Annotated in this window: 19 protein-coding genes; 6 read left to right on the top strand and 13 right to left on the bottom strand. The window is 42.7% G+C overall.

Annotation, left to right across the window (positions count from 1 at the left end; translation table 11 throughout):
* Positions 1-224: 224 nt before the first annotated feature.
* The 5 genes from A1232T_RS03600 to A1232T_RS03580 form a co-directional block, all read right to left on the bottom strand.
* Positions 225-878 (bottom strand): anthranilate synthase component II, encoded by a 654-nt coding sequence (locus A1232T_RS03600; RefSeq protein WP_077448100.1) that lies wholly within the window; start codon positions 876-878, stop codon positions 225-227.
* Positions 879-914: 36 nt separating this feature from the next.
* Positions 915-2,339 carry an anthranilate synthase component I family protein gene (locus A1232T_RS03595; RefSeq protein ID WP_077448099.1) on the bottom strand — a complete coding sequence of 475 codons (1,425 nt, stop codon included), beginning with the start codon at positions 2,337-2,339 and terminating at the stop codon, positions 915-917.
* 70 nt (positions 2,340-2,409) lie between these two features.
* On the bottom strand, positions 2,410-2,700 hold the full coding sequence (locus A1232T_RS03590; RefSeq protein WP_077448098.1) for a Trp family transcriptional regulator: 291 nt from the start codon (positions 2,698-2,700) through the stop codon (positions 2,410-2,412).
* Between the two features lie 193 nt (positions 2,701-2,893).
* Positions 2,894-3,532: a hypothetical protein gene (locus tag A1232T_RS03585; protein WP_077448097.1), complete on the bottom strand. Its 639-nt coding sequence runs from the start codon at positions 3,530-3,532 to the stop codon at positions 2,894-2,896.
* A 22-nt stretch (positions 3,533-3,554) separates the two neighbouring features.
* On the bottom strand, positions 3,555-5,825 hold the full coding sequence (locus tag A1232T_RS03580) for an ornithine decarboxylase (RefSeq protein ID WP_077448096.1): 2,271 nt from the start codon (positions 5,823-5,825) through the stop codon (positions 3,555-3,557).
* Positions 5,826-6,214: 389 nt separating this feature from the next.
* On the opposite strand from A1232T_RS03580, the gene A1232T_RS03575 reads away from it, so the two are divergent.
* From A1232T_RS03575 to A1232T_RS03555, 5 genes are all read left to right on the top strand, one after another.
* Positions 6,215-7,474 carry a DUF819 family protein gene (locus A1232T_RS03575; protein WP_077448095.1) on the top strand — a complete coding sequence of 420 codons (1,260 nt, stop codon included), beginning with the start codon at positions 6,215-6,217 and terminating at the stop codon, positions 7,472-7,474.
* A 294-nt stretch (positions 7,475-7,768) separates the two neighbouring features.
* Positions 7,769-9,547: a caprolactamase subunit beta gene (gene capB, locus A1232T_RS03570; protein WP_077448094.1), complete on the top strand. Its 1,779-nt coding sequence runs from the start codon at positions 7,769-7,771 to the stop codon at positions 9,545-9,547.
* Positions 9,548-9,634: 87 nt separating this feature from the next.
* A complete protein-coding gene (gene capA / locus A1232T_RS03565) occupies positions 9,635-11,716 on the top strand; it encodes a caprolactamase subunit alpha (protein ID WP_077448093.1) in 2,082 nt (693 codons plus the stop codon).
* Between the two features lie 165 nt (positions 11,717-11,881).
* On the top strand, positions 11,882-12,865 hold the full coding sequence (locus tag A1232T_RS03560) for a helix-turn-helix transcriptional regulator (RefSeq protein ID WP_077448092.1): 984 nt from the start codon (positions 11,882-11,884) through the stop codon (positions 12,863-12,865).
* A 41-nt stretch (positions 12,866-12,906) separates the two neighbouring features.
* Positions 12,907-13,653, top strand: coding sequence for a M90 family metallopeptidase (locus A1232T_RS03555; protein ID WP_077448091.1), 747 nt, complete (start codon positions 12,907-12,909; stop codon positions 13,651-13,653).
* Positions 13,654-13,710: 57 nt separating this feature from the next.
* Here the strand turns inward: A1232T_RS03555 and bioD (A1232T_RS03550) are convergent, their stop codons facing one another.
* From bioD (A1232T_RS03550) to A1232T_RS03520, 7 genes are all read right to left on the bottom strand, one after another.
* Positions 13,711-14,586 carry a dethiobiotin synthase gene (gene bioD, locus A1232T_RS03550; RefSeq protein ID WP_077448090.1) on the bottom strand — a complete coding sequence of 292 codons (876 nt, stop codon included), beginning with the start codon at positions 14,584-14,586 and terminating at the stop codon, positions 13,711-13,713.
* Between the two features lie 95 nt (positions 14,587-14,681).
* Positions 14,682-15,533, bottom strand: a complete 852-nt coding sequence (locus tag A1232T_RS03545) for a PhzF family phenazine biosynthesis protein (protein ID WP_244152358.1) — start codon at positions 15,531-15,533, stop codon at positions 14,682-14,684.
* A gap of 36 nt (positions 15,534-15,569) precedes the next feature.
* The gene (locus A1232T_RS03540) at positions 15,570-16,247 is read right to left on the bottom strand and encodes a hypothetical protein (protein WP_077448088.1); all 678 of its coding nucleotides are present in this window, start codon (positions 16,245-16,247) and stop codon (positions 15,570-15,572) included.
* A 44-nt stretch (positions 16,248-16,291) separates the two neighbouring features.
* A complete protein-coding gene (gene bioD / locus A1232T_RS03535; protein ID WP_077448087.1) occupies positions 16,292-17,104 on the bottom strand; it encodes a dethiobiotin synthase in 813 nt (270 codons plus the stop codon).
* Positions 17,101-18,408 (bottom strand): adenosylmethionine--8-amino-7-oxononanoate transaminase, encoded by a 1,308-nt coding sequence (gene bioA / locus A1232T_RS03530; protein WP_077448086.1) that lies wholly within the window; start codon positions 18,406-18,408, stop codon positions 17,101-17,103. Before bioA ends, bioD (A1232T_RS03535) begins: the two co-directional genes overlap by 4 nt.
* A gap of 349 nt (positions 18,409-18,757) precedes the next feature.
* The gene (locus A1232T_RS03525; RefSeq protein WP_077448085.1) at positions 18,758-19,471 is read right to left on the bottom strand and encodes a DarT1-associated NADAR antitoxin family protein; all 714 of its coding nucleotides are present in this window, start codon (positions 19,469-19,471) and stop codon (positions 18,758-18,760) included.
* Between the two features lie 254 nt (positions 19,472-19,725).
* Positions 19,726-20,130 (bottom strand): Mpo1-like protein, encoded by a 405-nt coding sequence (locus tag A1232T_RS03520; protein ID WP_077448084.1) that lies wholly within the window; start codon positions 20,128-20,130, stop codon positions 19,726-19,728.
* 537 nt (positions 20,131-20,667) lie between these two features.
* Here A1232T_RS03520 and A1232T_RS03515 point away from each other — a divergent pair.
* Complete coding sequence (locus A1232T_RS03515) at positions 20,668-21,933, top strand: tyrosine-type recombinase/integrase (protein WP_077448083.1); 1,266 nt, start codon at positions 20,668-20,670, stop codon at positions 21,931-21,933.
* A 21-nt stretch (positions 21,934-21,954) separates the two neighbouring features.
* On the opposite strand, the gene A1232T_RS03510 is transcribed toward A1232T_RS03515, so the two are convergent.
* Positions 21,955-22,341 (bottom strand): hypothetical protein, encoded by a 387-nt coding sequence (locus A1232T_RS03510; RefSeq protein WP_077448082.1) that lies wholly within the window; start codon positions 22,339-22,341, stop codon positions 21,955-21,957.
* Positions 22,342-22,354 lie beyond the last annotated feature (13 nt).

The raw sequence follows: 22,354 nt of genomic DNA, 5'->3' as shown, positions 1-22,354 counted from the left end.
CCAGCAAAGTTTGTTTGCTATTGGTTTGGATATTTTGATTGATGGTTTGCGTGAGTATTTCTTTGCTGGCAATCGACGTGTGTTTGAGGTTCTAATAAGTTATTTGTCTCCTAGTCCACGACCTTTGAGACTTTGAGTATTTTTGTCGTGTACAGAGATCTGTTTTATTAAAAAGCCCAGTTACCATAAATAACTGGGCTTTTTTCTTGCCGGTTACCAACCAGTTATACTTGCAATAAGAAGTTTGATAGCAGTCGTTTAGCACCTTCAGTGGCAAAAGACTCAGGGTGGAACTGCACCCCTTGAATGGGGTAATCTTTGTGGCGAATACCCATAATCTCTTCCCCTTTTTCAACACTCACCATTAAGTCTTGGTCGGCGTAAGCTTCATTGGCCACCACAGAGGTCACGGTCAGACATTCAGGTAAGGTGTCTGCTTTTACCATTAATGAGTGATAGCGCATAATTTCAATGTCTTGTGGCAGGCCTTGGTATACGCCTTGCTCATCGTGACGAATTGGAGAGGTCTTACCATGCATAGGCACGCCAGCGCGCACCACGTCACCACCAAATACATGAGCAATACCTTGCATGCCTAAGCAGACGCCCAGCAGTGGCGTTGTTGGTCCAAGCTCACGAATGACCTCGGCACATACCCCAAAATAAGCCGGATCGTCAGGAGAGCCTGGGCCTGGAGAGATAATAATGCGGTCATAGCCTTGCTGCTTGATTTGTTCTAACGTAATTTCATTGTTACGTTTAACAGCGACCTTGCTATCGCTGTGTTCTTGGCTTAGCTCAGTTTGTAGGATTTCTCCCACATATTGATATAAATTAAAGGTAAAAGAGTCGTAGTTATCTATAATTAAAACGTTCATGACAGGGCCTTGAGTAAGATTGTGATATACGATAATTTATTTTGATTCAGCGGTAATAAAGCTATCTAAAACCACTTTCATAGCTGACAGTTTGCGCTGAATTTCTAAATACTCATCTTCAGGGTTGGAGTCATAGACATTTCCCCCGCAAGTCTGTGCATAAGCCTCTTCACCGTTAATAAAAAGACTGCGAATTGGAATCGCAAAAATACAATCACCATTAAAGTTAAATGAGCCCAAAGCCCCTCCATAAGCACCGCGACCATCTGGCTCAAGTTCATTGATAATCTTAATGGCTTCAATCTTTGGTGCACCAGATAAGGTGCCAGCTGGGAAGTTACTCGCCAGCGCACTAAACATATCTTCATCTGGGTGCAAGACACCGACAATCTCCGATGAGATGTGCTGTACGTGCGAGTAGCGCTTGATGTCCATTAAGCTGCGCACTTTCACTGTGCCAAAACGTGCAACACGGCCAATATCGTTTCTGTGCAGATCAACAAGCATGTTGTGCTCAGCAATCTCTTTGGCATCATTAAGTAGCGCACGAGCCAACTGACGGTCTTCTACCTCATCCTTACCTCGTTTGGCGGTTCCTGCCAGCGGATAAGTCTCCATTTCACCTTGGCGCAAACGGAATAAAAGCTCAGGGGAGGCGCCAATAATGCGCTGAGTACCAAACTTCATAAAATACATGTGCGGTGAGGGATTCACCTCTCTTAATTTTTGGTAAATAGGAATATGATCGCCGCTGATTTTATACTTGGATTTAAAGCCCACTTCACACTGGAAGATACGGCCGGCAATGATGTCTTCTTTTACCTGCATAACCGCTTGGGCATGCTGCTCTTTACTCATACCATCACCAGTAAACTCTACTGTTGGGTCGGTATATTCAGGCACAGCAGCTTGCAGCAGTGATTTGACTTTATCGATTCGATTTTGTTGCTGCTCGGTTGGGTAATAAAAGTAGAAGATTTCTCCGGTCATCTTATCTAGGGTTAACCCATCAAGATAAACCCCAAATTTAAAGGCTTCAAAGTGTTCGCTTGATTTGGCGTTTAAGCTGGGCTCAAAGAAGTTGACGCTATCATAGCCCAAGTAGCCGACCAGCCCGCCTGTTTGATCTCGTGCCAAGACATGCTGCGGAGTTATCTCGCGTAATAGCTGATAAGGGTTGTCTGTCTGGTAATGATTAACCTCTGAGGTGATATTGTCGGTAATCGATAGCGTATTGCGGTCGGTGGCAGCAATGGTCATTGCCGGTGAAAAACCAATTGCATGATGGCGCGACATATGACCTTCAGCCCCTAAAGACTCAAGTAAATAACAGGTCTCATACTCTGATTCTATACGCTTAAATAATTCAAAAAAATCAATGTCTTCGGTTAATTTAATACGTACAGGTTTACTCGGTATATCAATCATCTTTGGGGAAGGGTAACCAGCTTCTTGACTCATAAATAAATTCCAATGGTTATAAAATTAGGGATAAAAAGGGTAAAACAGGGGTGTTATTAGGTTGCTTAGGTTACTGTCGGCGATGAACCTGCAATAATTTATTAATCGCATCATCTTCGTGTCTTTGTAAGGCTTTGGCGCCGCGAGATACTGTGGCGATACCAACCCCAAGCTGCTGAGAGATAGCACGCTGGGTGACACCTTGTTGTAATAAATCAAAGATTCGCACTCGATTGGCAATATCTTGCAGTTCTTTATCGGTAAGCAGCGCAGCCAATACGGCTTCAATCTCTTGGCTATCGGTCAGCTCAGTGAGATGCTGTACTAGGCTTTGATAAGCGTCACGGGTATTATTAGTCATAGAGTATCGGATCACTATTAGGTATATTATTAAAGGCAGCTATTTAAAAGTATTAGCAATAAGCGCTATTTCTTGTATCAGTATTCTAGTACACTAGAACTTTGATGTAAACCTTAAATTTATCCATAAAAAAAGCAGCCCTTGAGCTGCTTTTTTAAATAGGTTAGTCGAGTGCTTAGCTATAGGCTAAACCTTATTTAACACAGCCATAATCAAAGTCTTCATTCATCAAGATGGTGCGTACCACGTTACCTTGCTCATCTTTTTCATAATCAATGATGACAGGACGACCCAAATCAGGGTCACACTTTGGAATTAAGGCCACTGGGGTCAAATAACGCATGGTAGCTACTTTGGCATCACTGGGAATATTACCCTTATACCAAGTTTTATTTAGGCTTTGTGCTGACTCATCATAAAAGTCATCGCCATAAGCGTATAACTCATTGCTTTGTGCCAAGAAGCATTTTTCTTGATTGTTTAGCTCAGACAAGGGCTTTGGGGTTCTGTCATACAAGTTGACCCAAGTATTCTTAAGTCCGTACTTCTGGCTTTGCTGATTTAGATTGCTTAAATCGCAGCTGCCTGCCTTAAAAGCTGAGCTAATGTCTTTGATTTCATTTGACGAGAAGAAAAACACTTTCTTTTGCGGCTGAGTGGCCACAGAGTCGGTCTTATTTTTATTACCTAACTTATCTTTGCTTTGACTGCTGCTCATGGTTGATACTTTGCCTTGAGAAGAAGACTCAAGGCCTTGCTGAGTCGCACAGCCTGTTAAAGATAGAAATAGGGCAGTTAAGCCTAGACAAGAAATATTTGATACTAATTTCATTTATTGCTCACAGGTTGAAAATTTAAATATGACCAAAAGGGGTCAGGGCTTCTTGCTTATTTAAAAACATATCGGTGTCAAACTCAGCATCCAAGTCTTTTGGTGCTTCATGAGCTTTAAACTGTGCCTCTACACTTGGGATAGACTCATCTTTTAGCACATAAGCCCAAGCACGCTTACGGCCATTGGCATCATACTCCCAATACACCCCTTGTACCTCTGGCTCAAAGCCTGGCAGTGCGTTCACACCTTCTTCTAGGGCTAAGAAGTAGTCTAAGACAGCGCCGCCCCAAACTTCACCAGGGACGATACAGTAAACGCCTGGTGGGTAGGGTAGCGCTCCTTCCATCGCAATACGGCCTTCAATGTGTGATAAAGGCACCAATTCAATGTCATTACGCACAAATGAGTTATGGGCATCAAAAGCTCGCATCGCAAATTTAGGACGATGCTGTCTTTTGAACATTTGCTGCTGTAGCTGATTTAACTTGTGCTTGGCATAAAAGTCATGCAAACGCTGACACAGCTCATTGATACCCAGTTTGCGATACTGAGGATAAGATTTTGCTAATGACGGCAGCACTTCACTGACCAAACTATTGGCTTTGATGTGCGCCTCAAATCGTACTATACGTGCCACAAGATGTTGGAACTTAGCCAAGGTCTCAGCTGGGGTTAGCAAGAACAAAATTGAGTTTAAGTCCGCTTTTTCTGGAATTACTGAACTCTCACGCAGATAGTGAGCCAGCAGAGGAGCAGGTACGCCGGTTTCTTCATACTCACCGGTCTCCATATTAATGCCTGGTGTGGTTAGCAGCAGCTTACAAGGGTCAATAAAGTACTGCTTGTCTTCATACTGCTCAAAGTCATGCCAGCGCTCGCCAGCTTTAAATTCAAAGAAGCGAATGTCATTGGCGATTTGCTCGGTATCATAATCCTGCCAAAGCTTACCATCAATGGTTGGCGGCACAAAAGGCTTAATTAAGGTGCAAGTATCAAGCAGCATCTTACGCGCTTCAATACCACCGATCACGCACTCATGCCACATACGCTGACCGGCTTTGCCTTCATGCATTTTTGCGTTGACATCGAGGGAAGCAAATAGCGGGTAGAACGGACTGGTCGACACATGCATCATAAATGCATTATTAAAGCGCTTGTGGTTCACATAGCGTGCCTGCCCACTGATGTGATTGTCTTTTTTGTGGATTTGTGAGGCTTGTGAGAAACCTGCCTGCTGCTTATGCACCGACTGAGTCACCAAGATACCTGGATCATCTGGCGTCAACTCAAGCAGTAGCGGCGAGCAGTCACGCATCATGGGAATAAACTGCTCATAGCCAACCCAAGCACTATCAAATAAGATGTAGTCACATAAATGGCCTATTTTATCGACCACTTGACGAGCATTATAAATAGTACCGTCGTAGGTGCCGAGCTGAATTACGGCCAGTCGGAAAGGACGCTTGGCATCAGCACGTTCTGGCGCCACCTCACGGATGCGGTCGCGTATCTCAGCTTCATCAAAGCAGTGTGAGGCAATACCTCCGATTAAACCATAAGCGTTGCGGTCAGTTTCCAAATACACTGCCGTGCCGCCACTCATAGATAACGCGCCTTGATATACTGACTTATGGTTGTTACGGTCAAATAACACCAAGTCGTCATGAGCCACTAAAGCACCAATGGCGATTTTATTAGAAGAAGAGGTGCCGTTTAGTACAAAGTAGGTTTTGTCTGCATTAAATACCTTAGCAGCATGTGCCTGAGCCTGATAAGCAGGACCTTCATGAATGAGAAGGTCGCCTAGACCCACATCGGCATTACAGGAGTCAGAGCGAAATAAGTTTTCGCCAAAATATAAGAAAAAACGTCGGCCAGAAGGATGACGACGGAAGAATTGACCGCCTTGGTGTCCTGGACAATCAAACGCAGCGTTGCCATAATCAGTATATTCACGCAGGGCTTGGAAAAAAGGAGGATCTAAGGTCTCGATGTAATGAGCGGCGGCAGCATTGACCAGCTGACCATTGTAATATTTTTGGTCATCAGCAAGCTCTAGCACGCCGTATACATGCGGCAGCCATTCATCAGGAACACTGTCTCCATATTTGATGGCCACAAAAACAGGAATCGAGAATCCTAAGTCCTCAATCTCTGCATGTGCCTTAGGCAGATCTTCCATGGTCACTACAATGGCGGCGATATTAGTAAAATCGGTTGCCTCAACTTCAGTTAGTCTATAATTACAGTTAAGTGCGTATTCGATGCCATCGCTGACGGCTATTTTCATTATACTTTCCTTTAGATAGTCGAAGATCTTTAAATTTAATCCCAATTTCGACAGGTAGTCACCCAAAATTTTGGATAATATTTTGAATAATTACCTACCTTTGCGATTACCCTGCCATTATTCCGAATTAAAAAGCAGTTAGCAAATTTTTTGCTCATTTTATGCCAATTATCTGACCCATTCATTGCTTTATGTACGGGTTTTATAACTTAGGCAGTCTTGAATGAGCATCAGTCTTGATAAGCACCGGTAAATACTGATAAGGATTGCAGTAACTCTCTCGTCAAAACTAGGGGCAGTATTGTATTGCAGGTGATATAACGCTTTATTATACTGACCGCTTTTTAGCTCGTATTTATTCACTTTCATAGCCATGCTGGAGTCAGCAGATGCCAGAATTTTCGAACTTACCCTTTCAAAACTTGGCTATTGATAGCCTTCCCTTAGCTTTTGGCATTATCATGGCCATTATCGGACTGGTGTTTTACACCCAAGGATTGCCAGGCAAATTCTGGCGCAGATTTTATGCGGTGTTGCCCGGTATTGTACTGTGCTGCTTTATTCCGGCTATATTAAACAGCTTAGGCGTGTTTGCAGACGGCATCGGTACCCAAATCTACGGCTTTACTGCCACCTATTTATTACCCGCCAGCTTACTGCTGATGACCTTATCGATGGATGTGCCAAAGATTTTGGGACTGGGCTGGAAAGCCATTGCCATGTTTTTTGCGGCAAGCTTTGCCATTGTCATCAGTGGTCCTATTAGCTTAGGTATTGCCAAATGGGTGTCGCCTGATATGTTTACCGATGACACTTTATGGCGCGGATTTTCAGCAGTGGCAGGTAGCTGGATTGGCGGTGCAGCCAACCAAGCAGCGATGAAGGAGCTGTTTGGGGTCAGTGATGATCTATTTGGTATGATGATTTTGGTGGATACCACCAACGCCTCATTGTGGTTACTGGCTATCTTGATTATGGCTAAGCACAGTGAAAAGATTGATAGGTTCTTACGGGCAGACACGGGCAGTATTGATAAAGTGGTTGCTGCAGTAGAAAGCTATGAGCGAGACAACGCCCGTCCGGGTAGCTTAAATGATCTGATGGTGATGTTTGGTCTGTGTTTTGCCATGGTGGGCCTGGCTCACTTCTTAGGTGGTGAGATTGCTGGATTCTTCTCACCTTATACTTGGGCCGTACAATATAGCTTTGCCAGCTCATTCTTCTGGATGGTGGTGATTATTACCCTGATCGGTGTTGGCTTCTCCTTTACTAAAGTGCGCCGCTTAGATCATATTGGTGCCTCCAAGATAGGTACGGTGTTCATCTTTGTGCTTATTGCTGCCATCGGTATGCAAATTAATCTAAATGGCCTGGTGTCTCAGTGGCGACTATTATTGATTGGTCTGCTATGGATGTTTATCCATGTGGTGATTATCTTTATTGTGGCTAGAATGATTCGTGCGCCTTTCTTCTTCTTAGCGGTAGGCTCTAACGCCAATACAGGTGGCGCGTCTTCTGCTCCAATTGTGGCTACTGCCTTCCACCCTTCATTGGCTCCAGTTGGGGTATTCTTAGGCATCTTAGGCTATGCGGTGGGGACTATTGGCGGTTATGTCAGTACTCAGCTTATGCGCTTGGTTGTGGGGTAATTTGTTTATCGCTTGATTTAAAAAGCCTCTTTAAAACCTTATCAAACAAAAAAAGCAGTGCTGATTTAGTGCTGCTTTTTTTATTGCCACCTTTGTACTGGTGTATCTCATTAGTTGCACCTCCTTTAAGCCGATGTTTTTAAACAAATTAGACCAAGCTGTGCACGCTTGTCCTAAAACTGTGCACTCTGAGTCAATTCATCTGGAGCCAACCTCGCTATATTGAAAAACCAAGTCATCAGGATGAATGACTAAATAGCCGTGTTTTCACACACATTAGACAGGGAGTCTTCCATGAGTACGTCTCAACGTTCAATCGATCCTATCACTTTATCTGTCGTCCGTGGCGCCTTAGAAACTGCGCAGCGCGAGATGACCACCACTTTAGAAAAAACCGCTCGATCTAGCGTATTTAACCTAGCACATGATTACAGCAACGCTTTATTTGACCATATGCCCGAAATGATTTTGCAAGGGCAGGATATTCCCATTCACTTGGGCTCTCTTATGCCAGCTATGAAAGCTGTGGCCGAGTATTATGGCGACGATATTCATGAAGGCGATGTGATTTATCATAACGATCCGGTATTTATGGGTAGTCACATTTTAGACTGCTGTATGTATAAGCCGGTGTTTTATGAAGGCGAATTGGTATTTTGGACCGTGTGTAAAGGACACGTGACCGATATTGGTGGTCCTGTACCGGCAGGATATAACCCAGATGCCAAAGAGATTTATGCTGAAGGCCTGCGTATTCCGCCCATTAAAATTTGGGAGAAAGGGGTTAAGCGCACGGATGTTATCAACTTAATCCACAGTAATATGCGCTCACGCCGTAACCAAGAAGGTGATTTAAATGCTCAATACGGGGCGTGCTCAGTAGGTGAGCGTAATATGATTGCCCTACTGGACAAATACGGAGTAGAGACAGTCAGAGCCGCTATTGAAGAGCTTAAAAACATGGCGGACAACCACATGCGCACCTTAATCTCCTCTATCCCTGATGGTCAATATCATGGTGAGGCGGTATTAGAGGATTCAGGACATGGTCTGGGTGATTTAACCATCAGCGCTGATATCGAAATTACTGATAGCAATGTTTATATTAAAATTACTAGCCCGCCTCAAGTACCGTATTTCATTAACTCTTATGCCGGTAACTCCATGTCAGGCGTGCTACTGGGTCTGATGATGTTTGCTCAGGTGGATCCGCCTTACAACGAGGGTCTGTATCGCTGCGTGACTGTTGATTTAGGCGAGCATGGCACCTTGTGTAATGCCAAAGAACCTGCGCCTCACGTTAACTGTACCACCACACCGATGGAGACCTTAACGGATGCGGTGCGTATGGCCTTTGAAGCGGCTGCACCAGATAGAGTAATCGCTTCATGGGGACATGCTTCAGGTATTAATATCTCAGGTATTGACCCGACCACTGGTGAGCAGTACGTCACCATGATTTTGGCATCCATTATTTCTGGGGCTGGCGCAACACAGCAGATGGATGGATGGCATGCCTGCGGACCCCTGTGCTGCTTTGGTGCATTAAGCTCAGGTGATATTGAGTTATTAGAATACCAATACCCAATTTTAATTCACAAATATGGTCTAGCAGAAGACAGTGGCGGTGCCGGTAAACATCGTGGTGGTTGTGGTACCGTCTGGGAGGTTGAACCCCTAGGCCATGACATGACGGTAGTTGCCTTTGGTGAGGGACGTGAGTATCCCACTATGGGAGCCGCCGGCGCTGAGCAAATCTCTCCTGAGCTCAAATTAGGACGATTAGAGATTGTACATGAAGATGGCGTGACCGATTTATATAAACAAAACACTGTGACTCAAATCTCTCCGGGTGAGCGGGCACGAAATACCAACCCAGGTGGCGGCGGTTACGGTAATTCTTTTGAGCGTGATATTGCTGCGGTATTAAAAGATGTCAGAGAACGGATTATCTCTATAGAAGCAGCGAAGCTTGAGTATGGCGTGGTGGTAGATCCTAAGACACTACAAGTGGATGAAAAACAAACTGCGGCATTGCGTGAGCAACAAAAACAGCAGAAAAAGATCGCTTAAGGCCACAAACCCAAACTATAAGCTTAAACTATTCGAAAGCATTAAAACCATAAGTATTAAAACCATAAATTAAGTTAAGGATGACTGATGAAAAACGATTTTCGTATTGGCGTGGATGCCGGAGGTACTTTTACCGACTTCGTATTGGCCGAAAGAAGTGGTGATATTCACTTATTTAAAGCCCCTTCCACACCAGAGGATGGTACGCTGGCCATTGCCAATGGTTTACAGCAGATTGCAGATAAGTTTAATCGACCTATTGAAGAGATTATTACCGCTTGTGACTTGTGCATTAATGGCACCACAGTGGCACTAAATGCGCTTATTCAAATGAAAGGGGTTAAGGTTGGTCTGCTATGTACCAATGGTCATGAGGACAGTATAGAAATCAGATTGGGGCATAAGGAAGAAGGCTATCGTTATGATGCCAGCTACCCGCCAGCCCCACAGATTACCCCTCGAGATCTACGCTTTCCGGTCAGAGGCCGAGTACTGGCTGATGGTACAGAGCATGAGCCCCTAAATGAACAAGACATTCTTGATGCCATTGAAATCTTTAAAAAGCAAAATGTCGAAGCGGTCGCTATCTCATTTGTCTGGTCTATCCGTAACCCAGAGCATGAGCTTCGTGCTAAACAGCTCATTGAAGAGCACATGCCTGGCGTCTTTGTTTGCTGTGGCAGTGAGGTTTATCCGCAAATCAAAGAATACACCCGTACTTCAACCACTTTGGTGAATGCCTATTTAAGTCCAGTCATGTCCTCTTATGTGCATAAGATTGATGACTACTTTAAAAAGCTTGGTGCTGAGCAGCCGGTCCGCTATTTTCAGTCTAATGGCGGGCTAGCAGTAGGCGATATCATGCGCGAAAGAGCGGTAAATGCCATTAACTCAGGGCCTGCTTCTGCGCCTCAAGCCGGCCTGCATATTGCCAGTCCCTTTGGTATTGATAACATCATTACTGTGGATATGGGTGGTACTTCTTTTGATATTACAATGGCCAAATCTGGGCGTACGAGCTTGAACCGTGACATAGACTTCTTACGTAATCGTATTGGGGTGCCGATGATTCACGTTGAAACGCTTGGTGCAGGGGGCGGCTCAATCGGACACGTCAACACCTTTGGTATGCTAGAGGTTGGTCCACAAAGTGCTGGGGCGACACCAGGGCCCGCTTGTTATGGTAAAGGCGGCACCTTGCCCACAGTGACAGATGCCAACTTAGCTTTGGGTTATCTAGAGCCTAATGCCGTATTAGGTGGTAGCGTTACATTGGATAAGCAAAAAGCTGAAGTTGCTCTACAACAGCACATTGCAGATCCTTTAGGTATTTCTATGCAAGATGCCGCATATGGGGTGAGTGCTATTGTGAACCAGAATATGGCCAATGCGATTCGCCGTATTACTATTGAAAAAGGCTATGACCCTCGTGATTTTGCTTTAATCTGTGCAGGTGGAGCCGCTGGCATGCACATTATCAGCTTGGCAGAAGAGATGGGGATTAAGACTATATTAGTACCTAAGATTGCTTCTTGCTTGTGTGCATTTGGTCAGATTATCTCCGATATCAAATACAATTATCTGGCTACTCAGATGATGATTATGTCTCCATCTGCAAATCTAGATGCGTTAAATAACAAGCTTGAAGAGTTAGAAAAACAAGGCATCCAAAAGCTGTTAGAAGACGGCTTCTCAGAGTCGGATATTGTTATCGAGCGCACCATGGAGATGCGCTATGTGGGACAGGTTCATGAGTGTAACGTGCTAATCCCTAATGGATTCATTGATGCTGATAAAGCGCAAGTGATCTTAGATAGATTCCATAAGCGTCATAAAGAGCTGTATACCTATGATGAGCTAGACAGCAAGGTTGAGCTGGTCAATATTGAGGTATCGGTCATGGGTAAAATCAGTAAGCCACAATTGCCGACCTTACCGACTCAAGTAGAGGATATCTCTCAGGCACAAACTGGCACGCGTAGTATGTTGTTTGAAAGAGAAGAAGGCTGGGTAGATACTCCGATTTATGATGGTGAAAAATTTGGTGCAGGTGCGACAGTCACTGGACCGGCCTTAATCCAAGAACCCACCACAACCTTAGTGATTAAGAGTGGCTGGCAAGCTGAGCTGCATCAGACGGGAACTTATAAGCTAAGTCCAGCTGCTTAATTGCTTAATGTTATCTGATTAATAGCAATAAGAGACTTAATGAATTGATTGGCGCAAAGCACAAAGGTGTTTTGCGCTTTTTTATAATTTGAAGTTAAGGTTATTTGTGATAGCTTTAGGAGTATGATTATTTATTGATAACTAACTACTTATGAGTGTTCAAGGATGACTACATACCCAAGCTTGCCTTTGAGCTATGATCTCGAGGAGGGGAGCAAGACAGGCCTGCCAGCCAAAGACAGATTAGGCGCCTTTGGTTGGCGACGCACCATCAACGACACCTACTTTGACTTACAAGTGAGCTTTGTACAGCCGCAGAGCTTCTTTGGGAGTTTAAATCAAGTGGGCTTGGATCAAATGGGTGTGTCTTATTACCATGCCAATACGGTGCATTATAAGCGTGAATTGATAACCAGTCCTGACCCTGAGCAAAGTGTGCTCATTACTTTTCCTATTTCAGGCAAGGTAAGTTTTAGTCAGCATAAACGGGATTTAATCTCTGGGCCAGGCGCTTTTTTTATTGAGCTGTCGCACCTGCCATATGAGTTTTATCACAACAAGGAAGCCAGCTTATACGTTATAAAAATTCCTTTATCGCTGTTAACTTCACAAGTGAGCCAAATTGAGCGTGAGTTTGCGCGCAGCTTATCTCTTGAAAGTGGGGTGGGAAGGTTACTATTTTTCCAAATCACCCATATTATCAATACCATAAATCAATATGAGCTGACCGATATAGAGCGGCATGTCTTAGAGCAGCAATTATTGAATTTATTGGTACTGCACCTAAGTTCTCCTACCGAAGCACTCATGAGTAGTAATACCGATGTGCAGTCCACCCATCTAAAGCGTATTGAAAGCTATGTGTATAGAAACCTACACAATCCAGATTTGTCTCCTGCGACGGTGGCTAAGGCTTGTCATGTCTCGGTGAGATACTTGCATAAGCTGTTTAAAGGAGCGCCGTATAGTTATTCAGAGTGGGTGAAGAGTATGCGTTTAAAGCAGGCTCATCAACTCCTAAAGAGTCAGCCATTTTTAAGTATCTATGAGATTGCTCAAAAGGTGGGTTATGGCGACCAAAGCTATTTTTCTCGTATTTATAAAAAACACTTTGGTTATTCGCCAAAAGATACTATCTATAAGCAGTAGCCTCAAAGAGCATAAAAGGGCGTATTTGAAGGATATAAATCATGTTTAACCTAATAAAAGACTGGCGAGAACAAAATATATTAGAAGCTAGCCGCTTTAGTGAAGACGATTGGCGCCAGGTGGCAGACCAACTGGCGGTGCTGTCTAGGCTTAGCGAGGAAGAACTACGAAAGCTATTTGACTTGGCGACTTTATTCTTGCATGACAAGTCTATAAAAGGGGTGAAAGACTTTGTGGTTACTGACAGCATGAAGCAGTCTATTGCGTTACAAGCCTGCTTACCGATACTTAACCTTGGGCTTGAATGGTACAAGGGCTGGTCTTCTATTATCGTCTATCCGAGAAGCTATCATACTAAGACCACGACGACAGATGAAATGGGGATTGTACATGAGGGAACACAGCATCGTAGCGGAGAGGCTTGGCTTCGAGGTCCGGTAGTTTTGTCTTGGAGAGAGGTTAAGCACTCAGGCGATCTAGATGGGCAAAATGTGGTGATTCATGAATTTGTTCATAAGCTAGATATGCTAAATGGGCGTGCTAATGGGTTTCCGCCAATGCAGGCAGGCATGAATCCTGAGCAGTGGACACAGATCATGGAGGAGGGGTTTAGTGATTTTCAGCGCAATCCTAAGCATGGTATAGACCGTTATGGGGCCACCAATCCGGCTGAGTTTTTGGCAGTGCTAAGTGAAGTGTTCTTTGAAAGACCACAGGATTTGATAGAGGCCTATCCTGACATTTATCAATTAATGACTGAATTCTTTAAACAAGATCCTATGTTGTAATTTACCGCGGTGTATCATAAGTATTACAACGCTATTCCACTTGGGCAGGACTAAGTCTTACTTTTTAGCAATTTTTTTATACAAAGACTCTGCATACAAGGTGTTATCAGCAATTTCTTGAGCGTATTTTTCTATACTGTAGGAGGGGACGCTATTTTTATTATCCTCATCCTTAACTTTTTGATAGCTAACATTCTTACCGCTAAAGGAGATATGAGGCAGTTCTACCCAGAAGGTCTCAGGGTGATGCTGCTCTAGGTACTCTTGTAGATATAGTCGTGTGTTTTGCAAAAGATTGGTTTTTACACGATGCTCTGTGAAGGTTTGCTCATAAAGCTGTTCATCGTGTAATACCTCATCTGCGGTTAGCTCTTCTATATCAGCCTCAGCGGACCGGTCTTGATATTGATTATAAATCACAGCATGCAACGTTAGACCTCGCTGAGCAATCGCTTGTAGGGCCAGTAGCGTATGGTTGATACTCTCTAATGTGGCAGAAGTCACCAGTACCACAGGATGTCCCTGAGATGCTATATAATCTATAGTAAGCAAAGACTCTGTTATAGGGGTCATAATCCCACATGAAGTCTCTAACAACACCATTTCATATTTTAGTTTCAGCTGCTGCGTGGCTACGGTTATCCGAGTGGGATATAGAGGGATAGCTTCTAATGAAGAGGCTATATAAGGCGGAGCAGAGGCTTTGAACACAAACGGACAGCTAACCTGATCATGGTCAACCGGTTGTAGTGGTATTTGCATGAGCTGTCTATGAGTGATGATGTCTTCTGCTATCTTACCGTCACACCCTGTCTCGATTAGCTTTTGGGTAATGACATTAATGCCATTTTCTAATAACTGTTTGGCCAGATAGCCGGTTGCATAGGTTTTGCCGATACGGGTATCAACACCGGTTATAAAAAATACGCTCATAGTTTTTCTGCTTCGTTATCTTTACTGTCTATTTTTATAAGTTACTTCTGGGATAAAGCAAGGGCTAGAGGAGACTAAATGGTTAGTTTTGGGGCTTATATTTCAATAGTGCCACTCAAATAGCGTACCGCATGACCGGCTATCAATACTCTATCGCCTTGTACTTCACATTCAAGTTCACCGCCCCGGCTTGAGGCCTGATAAGCTAATAAGGTGTCTTTACCCAATTTCTCAGCCCATAAAGGAGCAAGAGCAGTATGAATTGAGCCAGTGACAGGATCTTCACCGCCAATGGCAGAAGAAAAGTAGCGAGAAATAAAGTCATATTTTAAGTCTGGCTCATTGTCACTATCTTCGTTTTGAGTCTGACAAGTTACAGCCACACCATAAGGGGCAAGTTTTGCTAATACTTGTGTATCCTGCTTAACATTTAAAACATCTGAGGGCTGCTCATACACCACAAAATAGGCTTTTTGGTTTTGATAAACCTCAACAGGCTTGATAGACAAGCCCTCTATTAAAGCTTGAGGCAGGCTAGTAATACGCTCAGGTTTTTGATTGGGAAAATCCATCTGTATCTTGCCATCAGCTCGCTTAGTGAGGGTTAATACACCTACGGCTTTGGCATAAAACTGCACTTGTGAGAGCGAAGGATCTGTATCAAATAACAGATAAGCCGATGCTAAGGTAGCATGCCCGCAAAAATCCACTTCCTGTAAGGGAGAAAACCAGCGGATATGATAGCTGGGAGTAGGGCGGTTAGTTGTATTGTCGGCTTCTGCTGACTGCACTGGTTGTCGTACCAAAAATGCCGTCTCTGATAATTTGTTTTGCATAGCAATAGATTGCATCAACGTATCGTCAATCCATTTATCTAATACAATTACTGCTGCTGAATTGCCTTTAAATACCGTGTCAGTAAAGGCATCTACAATGGTCATATCCAATTGCACAGTCTAATCCTTATCTGTTTAAATAGCGCTCTATACCGTCCACTGATCATTAACAATGGCCACCAAATAGTATTTGCCTTGATACTCTTCAAATACTAAGCGCATGGATCGCCAGTCCATGCCAGCATACTCAGGATTTTTACCCGAATGATAAAACTCAACAAAATCAGCGTTAGGATAAACTTCTTTAAGATTATTCAAGCTATTGCTTGAGCCTTGAAATTTATTAAAAGTAGCGCCTTTAAAGTCATATTGCTCAGCTGCGACCCAGCTATTAAGAAAATCGGGTAGGGTAGTGATATACAAGTCACCTACGCCATCTTTGGTACCCCAAGTGAACTTGATTCGAGATTGCTGCAAATAAGTGGCAAATTGCTCACGGCTAAATACTTTGTCAGTCTCTTGTTGCACATAAGCGTACATACTAAAGCGGACGCCTTTGGTCGGATGGATATGTGGGGTTAACGCTTGATAGTTATCCGTAGCTAAGTAACCTTGAATCTGTTTGGCTTGCTGCAGAATTTGAGTTTGCTTACTTTGCTCAGATGAGTTTTGGGTAGTGTCAGGTACGTTATTTGAGCCAGTTTGACCATCCACAGTAGCAGAAGGCGTACAAGCACTGATAAGCAGGCAGGTTGCCAAAATCCCAAGTAATTTAGAAGTGATTTTCGGTATGGCTTGATTATGAGAGTTTATAAGCTGAGTCATTAGGTTTCATCCTTATTATATAAGCCTGTTATGTTTAATAGAGGCTATTTATTATTGCAGAATAAATCAGAAGTTAACGCAGCGGCAGTGTACTGCTTCATTTGCTCAGCCATATTAGCCATAGAAGAGTAGTTAATACTCTCTAAACCCTCAGTGATAGAGCCTGCCACATAAGGTAAGTCTATCCAATAAGTTTGTGGATGATGTTGCTTTAAATAGGCTTGTAAGTAAGTTTTGGTATCATCAGTGATTTCATTATCAGGCTCATATTCTGAGGCAAGATGCTTATTAGGTTGCCATTGATTATAAATAACTGCATGTAGAGGTATCTGGCGCTGAGTTAATGCCTCAATGCTCAATAAAGTATGACTGATACTTCCTAGACGACCCGAGGTTACCAAAATCACGGGGTAGCCCATATTTGCTACGTAATCTATGGTAAGTATTGATTGTGTTAGCGGCACCATCAAGCCGCCAGCGCCTTCAAGCAGCACAATATCGTAACTATCAGTCAGCTGCTTCGTGGCTTGGGTAATTACCTCTGGGTCTATTAATCGACTCTCTAGCATAGAGGATAGATGCGGTGAGGCAGGTTTTTTGAACACATAGGGGCAGGTTAGACCTTGATGATCTACTGCTTGTAGTGGTATGCCCATCATATCTCTATGACGAATAATATCCTCGCTAATGCCTTCACAGCCTGTTTGTACCAGTTTTTGAGTAATTACTGATGTTGGCGTACTGTTCAAGCTGTTTTGAGGTGCTAGTGTTTGTTGCAATAAAGCTTGTGCCAAAGCCCCGGTGGCGTAAGTTTTGCCGATATCAGTATCTATTCCGCTGATAAAAAATACACTCATGCCAAATACTCCGATAGCACCTGGGTTAATCGCTCACACAGTAGAGCTAACTCATCATCGCTCATAATAATTGGCGGCATAATATAGACCAACTTACCAAAAGGTCGGACCCAAACCTTATGTTTTATCAATAATTGCTGAAAACGTGGCATATCAACCGACTCTTTTAGCTCAATTACACCGATAGCGCCTAAAATACGTACATCAGACACCTGTGTATATTCACTTAATGGCTGCAAATAAGGCTTTAATTGTGACTCAATATGACGCGCTCTTTTGGCATAATCACCGTCAATAATAAGCTCTAGAGAAGCTAAAGCAACAGAACAGGCTAGGGGATTGCCCATAAAAGTAGGGCCATGCATCAAGGCTGCATACTCGCTATTGGCAATGCTTTGAGCCACATGACGCTGACATAATGTGGCCGCAAAAGTCATATAACCACCAGTTAAGGCTTTACCGACAGTCATAATATCTGGTGATATATCAGCATGCTGGCAAGCAAACATTTGGCCAGTGCGGCCAAAGCCTGTGGCGATTTCATCAGCGATTAATAGCACGTCATATTTATCACATAATTCTCGTAAAACCCTTATATATTCTGGGTTATAGAAGCGCATGCCACCGGCACCTTGTACCACAGGTTCGATGATAAATGCCGCTATTTTATGCTGATTTTGTTCAAAAAATGTACACAAATTAGCTTTTATATCAGAGGCTAATGGGGTGTCGAAGCCGGCTTCTGGTTTATCGGTAAATAGCTGTATCGGCAACTGTTTGCCATAGATACTGTGCATGCCAGTCACAGGGTCGCAGATGCTCATAGCATGCCAGGTGTCACCATAATAGCCGGAGCGGGTAGTTGCTATCTGATTACGCTCAGGCTTGTTTTGTGACAATTGATACTGCATGGCCATTTTTAAGGCAACTTCTACCGCAATACTGCCGCTGTCAGCATAAAAGATAGCATCTAAGCCTTGAGGCACAATGGAGAGCAGTTTTTTGCCCAAATTAATGGCAGGCTGATGGGTTAAGCCGCCAAACATAACATGGGCCATATTAGACAGCTGTGTTGTGACAGCATTGTTTAATTTGGGATGATTGTAGCCGTGAGTGGCTGCCCACCAAGATGACATGCCATCGATGAGTGCGTCACCAGATTTAGTGTACAGATAAACGCCGTCAGCTTTATCGATAACTAAGTTAGGATATGATGGCGGCAAACTTGCGTACGGATGCCACAGATGGTTGTGATCAAAGTCATCGGAGTTTTGATTTAGTGGATTAGAATTATTGTTTTGCATAGTGTGGGACAAATTATTATCAGAAAACATTTATGAGGAATGAAAGTCATCGCAATATGTTAGCATTAATAATAATTGATATGGTCGCAACATTAATGTTTATAGAAACATTTGGCTGATGACTGATAGAGTCCTGAATAAAACTAATCCAAGTCTTCTAAATCCGGTTGGTTTGTTTTCGCATAATGTATATTATGTTAAATAAGGTCTGTTAAAGCTATCGCCTACAAGGACTTACGTGCATAACATTAATAAATTGATTGCTTGTGATAATAATTTTTAATACGGCACACACTTTATTTTTAATTAGTATGTGCCGTATCTCTTAAGAGCTACTGTCTAAAAACTATTAAAACCAACCCTCTTGCAAAAGATGCTCAGTATTACTCAGCTCAAATCCTGTCACTAAATCAAAAAAGGTACCCGGATCTTCAATGCCCTCTAGCAGTTCTCTTTTATGCAGAGCCACAAACATTGCTAGCGAATATGCAGGACAATGGATGTTCTTCTTAGGGTTAAATGAAATATCAGTAAAGGCTTGATACTGCAGCACCTCTTCGTGCAGGTGCTTATTTTGTTTTAACGCATTCACATACAGCCAATCATAAAATACTGTTAAGGGCTCTAGCCCCCAAACCATGCCAAAATAGTCATAACCGGTAATGTCACCTGACGTTACTAAACGCTCGTCTTTTTTGGCTTGTCTAGGTGCAGCGTCCAGTAAGTCAACGAATGGCCCGCCTCTTTCAAACATCTTGCTAGCTTGATAAGCGTTCTCGACACTATATTGCTTACCATCAGCTTCATTGGTTATTTTTAGGCTAACTGGGCTTAATGGAAAGCTTAATTTATTGCCTGATTTGCTAGACAGCTCCAATACGTTTTTAAAGCCGTATTTCTTTTTGATGACTCGGTGCAAGTCGTTAATGGTTTTTTTCTTTTGTCTGGTCGCAAACCCCACGTGATGTTCAATTCTAACCATATCGGTCTTCACCAGGTTGTCACTACCGACTCTTGGCATGAATACTGGTTTTTGTTCTGTTGGGGTTACTGCTTGTTCCATAACGAGGTGCCTTTGCTTTAATGTACTTGCTATCAATAAATATTATTCAATCTTAGCGAGGCAGTTTAGCTTATTCTAAGTAATTTATCTTGTTGTATTTTTTAAGTCTATGACAAAGTATCAAAAGCATACTCATTATAAAAAGCTGATTAAATTTTGAACAATTATAAGGCGGCTTTATTTGCACAGAACAGGGAAACTACCCTATTTTTAATATTCTGTGCAAATCTGAGAGCAACCAAAATTTGCTAATTTCAGCTAACTTTATCAAACTTTGAATCTTTTAGACTAACATTGCCTCGTAGGATATCTGCATACATCCGAAAGTCACTAACAAAGCTTTGAACGGGATATTTAAATGTGGCGGGTTTATTTTTCTCAAAAAAGAAATGACCCACCCAAGCGCAGGCATAACCGGCAGCAATGCCTTTAAACACTGGGCTGACTTTGCCAGTTTTCAATGCTGTGGCCAATCCAATTAAACCAAAGCTACTACCAGCAAAGTGTAATCTTCGAGATATGACATTTTGGTGCTCTTCTAAGTAAAAGCTATAAAAGCTTTTATTGGTAGGCTTGGTGGTAATAATATTATAGACAGGTGTGTTCTCTGATGTAATTTCAGATGTTCTTAGGGATTTATTATCTACTTCGTGTTTCATATTAGCATCCTTGCTAGTTGGGTGTTATTTAACTCAATATCCTTGAAATCCAATGGCTTGTCAAATAAAACCCTTTATCCGGATTTTAGGCTAAAAAACAGGCGCTCATATTTGCACAGAACAGTACTAAGACCCTGCTTTTATAATTCTGTGCAAATACAGGCGCCTATTATTTGCATAAAAATTCACCTTTTTATCCAATAAACCGTCACTTGCCAGCATTTATGTTTTATTTCATCTATAATAAACCAAATCATCCCCAAGGGATACTTGGGGATAATTTAGTATAAAAGCTATAATAATAAAGGGTTTGTATTTTATTTTATGTGGTTTTGGTGTCCAGTTTGGTGTCCAAATAAAGAAGTGATTTGGCACTGGATTTGAGAAGAGATAGTAGCAATGAGAGACAGCGAACGCTGTTTGTTAGGAATACTTTAGCACAATAATTATCTAGATTGTACAAAAATTATTTTATAAAAAGTTGTGCAAAAAACAGGTGCACTTTATCTAACTGATAAAAGCAATAAAGTGAGAAATATGATTATTCATAATAAACGGGACATCAATAGACTTGAGTGCCGTGATAAAGATTACCTAGTTGCGGTGGCTGGTGTGCCGGGGTTAAGTGTACGCACCTACCCTAATGGTAAAAAAGAATATTATCTACGTTATACCCACCCACATCAGCCTAATAAACGTCCACGTATGACTTTGGGCTCTGTAGAGGATATTAGTTTAAACGAGGCTAAAACCAAAGCAGAATCTGTATTAGATATGGTTCGAAATGGCACTGACCCTAAAGCCATACGCCAACAGCAACGGGTTAATAAATACGCTCATCTAAAAAATGCCACTTTTTCTGAGATTGCTGAAGCCTGGAAGGACAATAAAATTAATAGCCGCCGTCAACGCAAATCTGGTAAGCGCTCTTTTAGTGAATCTACCTTAAAGTTTTGGGATCTGTGCTTGGGTTATATGTGTGCTGAGATTGGCGACTTACGTATTAATGATATTACCAGCGAAACCATCCTAAACGTCTGTGAATCTATTCAAAATAACGATAATGAAGCAGCCTTTGTCGGTGCCAGTACCCGTTTATATACAGAAAAAGTATTTTCATTCGCTGTTGCACGGGGTTTGTGCGATAACAACGTTGCCATTTACACCCGTGGAGAATTGGCACCAGCCAACTCTGGTAAACACTTGCCAGCACTGACTAAACCCGATGAGTTTGCTATGTTATTAAGGGATATGTCAGAGTTTACTGCAGCAAGCGAGCTGACCTTGATGGCAATGAATTTATTGCCTTATGTCTTTGTGCGCAGTATCGATCTGCGCTCTATGCGCTGGGATGAGATTGATTGGGATAATAAACTATGGGAGTTTTCACCTACTAAGGGTGAAGGTCGTGAGGATATGGTCTCAAGCTTGGTAGTGCCATTGGCAGATCAAGTTATCTACCGCCTGCGTGAGATTCAAAAGATAACCGGTTATAAGCCTTATGTATTTGCGTCAATTCGCTCATCAAATAATGCATACATGAGTAAAGCGACCTTGGTTCAAGCCTTTCATCGTCTAGGCTATAAAGGTAAGCACTGTGCACATGGATTTAGGGCATCTGCCAAAACTTTACTGATGGAACAACCTGAACTTCGCTATTCAGACATTGTGACAGAGCTACAGCTTGGCCATAGAATCAAAGATACCCATGGTGGAGCGTATAACCGACTTGATGAGATAGACACACGTACTCAAATGATGCAGCACTGGGCAGACTATATAGACAGCCTGAGCAGTCGTTAATGTAGGCGCTCCCCTACTCTACTAGTCTTTCTTTAGCTTGACCACATTCATGCTTGGATAAGCCAAGTCAATTTTATATTTACTGCCACCACGGTATGCTTTTGTTTTGACAATGCCTTGGCTGTGCTTATAGTCTACCTTTTCAACTCGGTAGCCCATACTGTTTAACTTACGAGTGGCCACTCTCTCTGCATTAACTCGATTGTACTCACTCTTCTTGTGTTTCTTCTTATTTTTCTTTTTATAGTCATCATGCTTTTTATAATCGCCTTTACCATCCGGGTAATAAACGCCTCCATTAGGATGATAAATAGGACCATCTAGGATTAATGGAGTTGATGTACAGCCTGTGGCAACCCCTAAAGTAGCAGCCATAAGGCCTGCTGATAGTAGCTTAATATTTGTCATGAAAACTTACCTC

The sequence above is a fragment of the Psychrobacter pasteurii genome, from assembly GCF_900162815.1.
Lineage (GTDB): Bacteria > Pseudomonadota > Gammaproteobacteria > Pseudomonadales > Moraxellaceae > Psychrobacter > Psychrobacter pasteurii.
Note: the sequence above shows the minus strand (reverse complement) of the source record. Positions and strands in the feature narration are given on the sequence as shown.

Bases quoted from the DNA above. Each gene is read 5' to 3' on its own strand.
- A1232T_RS03600 (WP_077448100.1), bottom strand. From the start codon at position 878: ATGAACGTTTTAATTATAGATAACTACGACTCTTTTACCTTTAATTTA.
- A1232T_RS03595 (WP_077448099.1), bottom strand. From the start codon at position 2,339: ATGAGTCAAGAAGCTGGTTACCCTTCCCCAAAGATGATTGATATACCG.
- A1232T_RS03590 (WP_077448098.1), bottom strand. From the start codon at position 2,700: ATGACTAATAATACCCGTGACGCTTATCAAAGCCTAGTACAGCATCTC.
- A1232T_RS03585 (WP_077448097.1), bottom strand. From the start codon at position 3,532: ATGAAATTAGTATCAAATATTTCTTGTCTAGGCTTAACTGCCCTATTT.
- A1232T_RS03580 (WP_077448096.1), bottom strand. From the start codon at position 5,825: ATGAAAATAGCCGTCAGCGATGGCATCGAATACGCACTTAACTGTAAT.
- A1232T_RS03575 (WP_077448095.1), top strand. From the start codon at position 6,215: ATGCCAGAATTTTCGAACTTACCCTTTCAAAACTTGGCTATTGATAGC.
- capB (WP_077448094.1), top strand. From the start codon at position 7,769: ATGAGTACGTCTCAACGTTCAATCGATCCTATCACTTTATCTGTCGTC.
- capA (WP_077448093.1), top strand. From the start codon at position 9,635: ATGAAAAACGATTTTCGTATTGGCGTGGATGCCGGAGGTACTTTTACC.
- A1232T_RS03560 (WP_077448092.1), top strand. From the start codon at position 11,882: ATGACTACATACCCAAGCTTGCCTTTGAGCTATGATCTCGAGGAGGGG.
- A1232T_RS03555 (WP_077448091.1), top strand. From the start codon at position 12,907: ATGTTTAACCTAATAAAAGACTGGCGAGAACAAAATATATTAGAAGCT.
- bioD (WP_077448090.1), bottom strand. From the start codon at position 14,586: ATGAGCGTATTTTTTATAACCGGTGTTGATACCCGTATCGGCAAAACC.
- A1232T_RS03540 (WP_077448088.1), bottom strand. From the start codon at position 16,247: ATGACTCAGCTTATAAACTCTCATAATCAAGCCATACCGAAAATCACT.
- bioD (WP_077448087.1), bottom strand. From the start codon at position 17,104: ATGAGTGTATTTTTTATCAGCGGAATAGATACTGATATCGGCAAAACT.
- bioA (WP_077448086.1), bottom strand. From the start codon at position 18,408: ATGCAAAACAATAATTCTAATCCACTAAATCAAAACTCCGATGACTTT.
- A1232T_RS03525 (WP_077448085.1), bottom strand. From the start codon at position 19,471: ATGGAACAAGCAGTAACCCCAACAGAACAAAAACCAGTATTCATGCCA.
- A1232T_RS03520 (WP_077448084.1), bottom strand. From the start codon at position 20,130: ATGAAACACGAAGTAGATAATAAATCCCTAAGAACATCTGAAATTACA.
- A1232T_RS03515 (WP_077448083.1), top strand. From the start codon at position 20,668: ATGATTATTCATAATAAACGGGACATCAATAGACTTGAGTGCCGTGAT.
- A1232T_RS03510 (WP_077448082.1), bottom strand. From the start codon at position 22,341: ATGACAAATATTAAGCTACTATCAGCAGGCCTTATGGCTGCTACTTTA.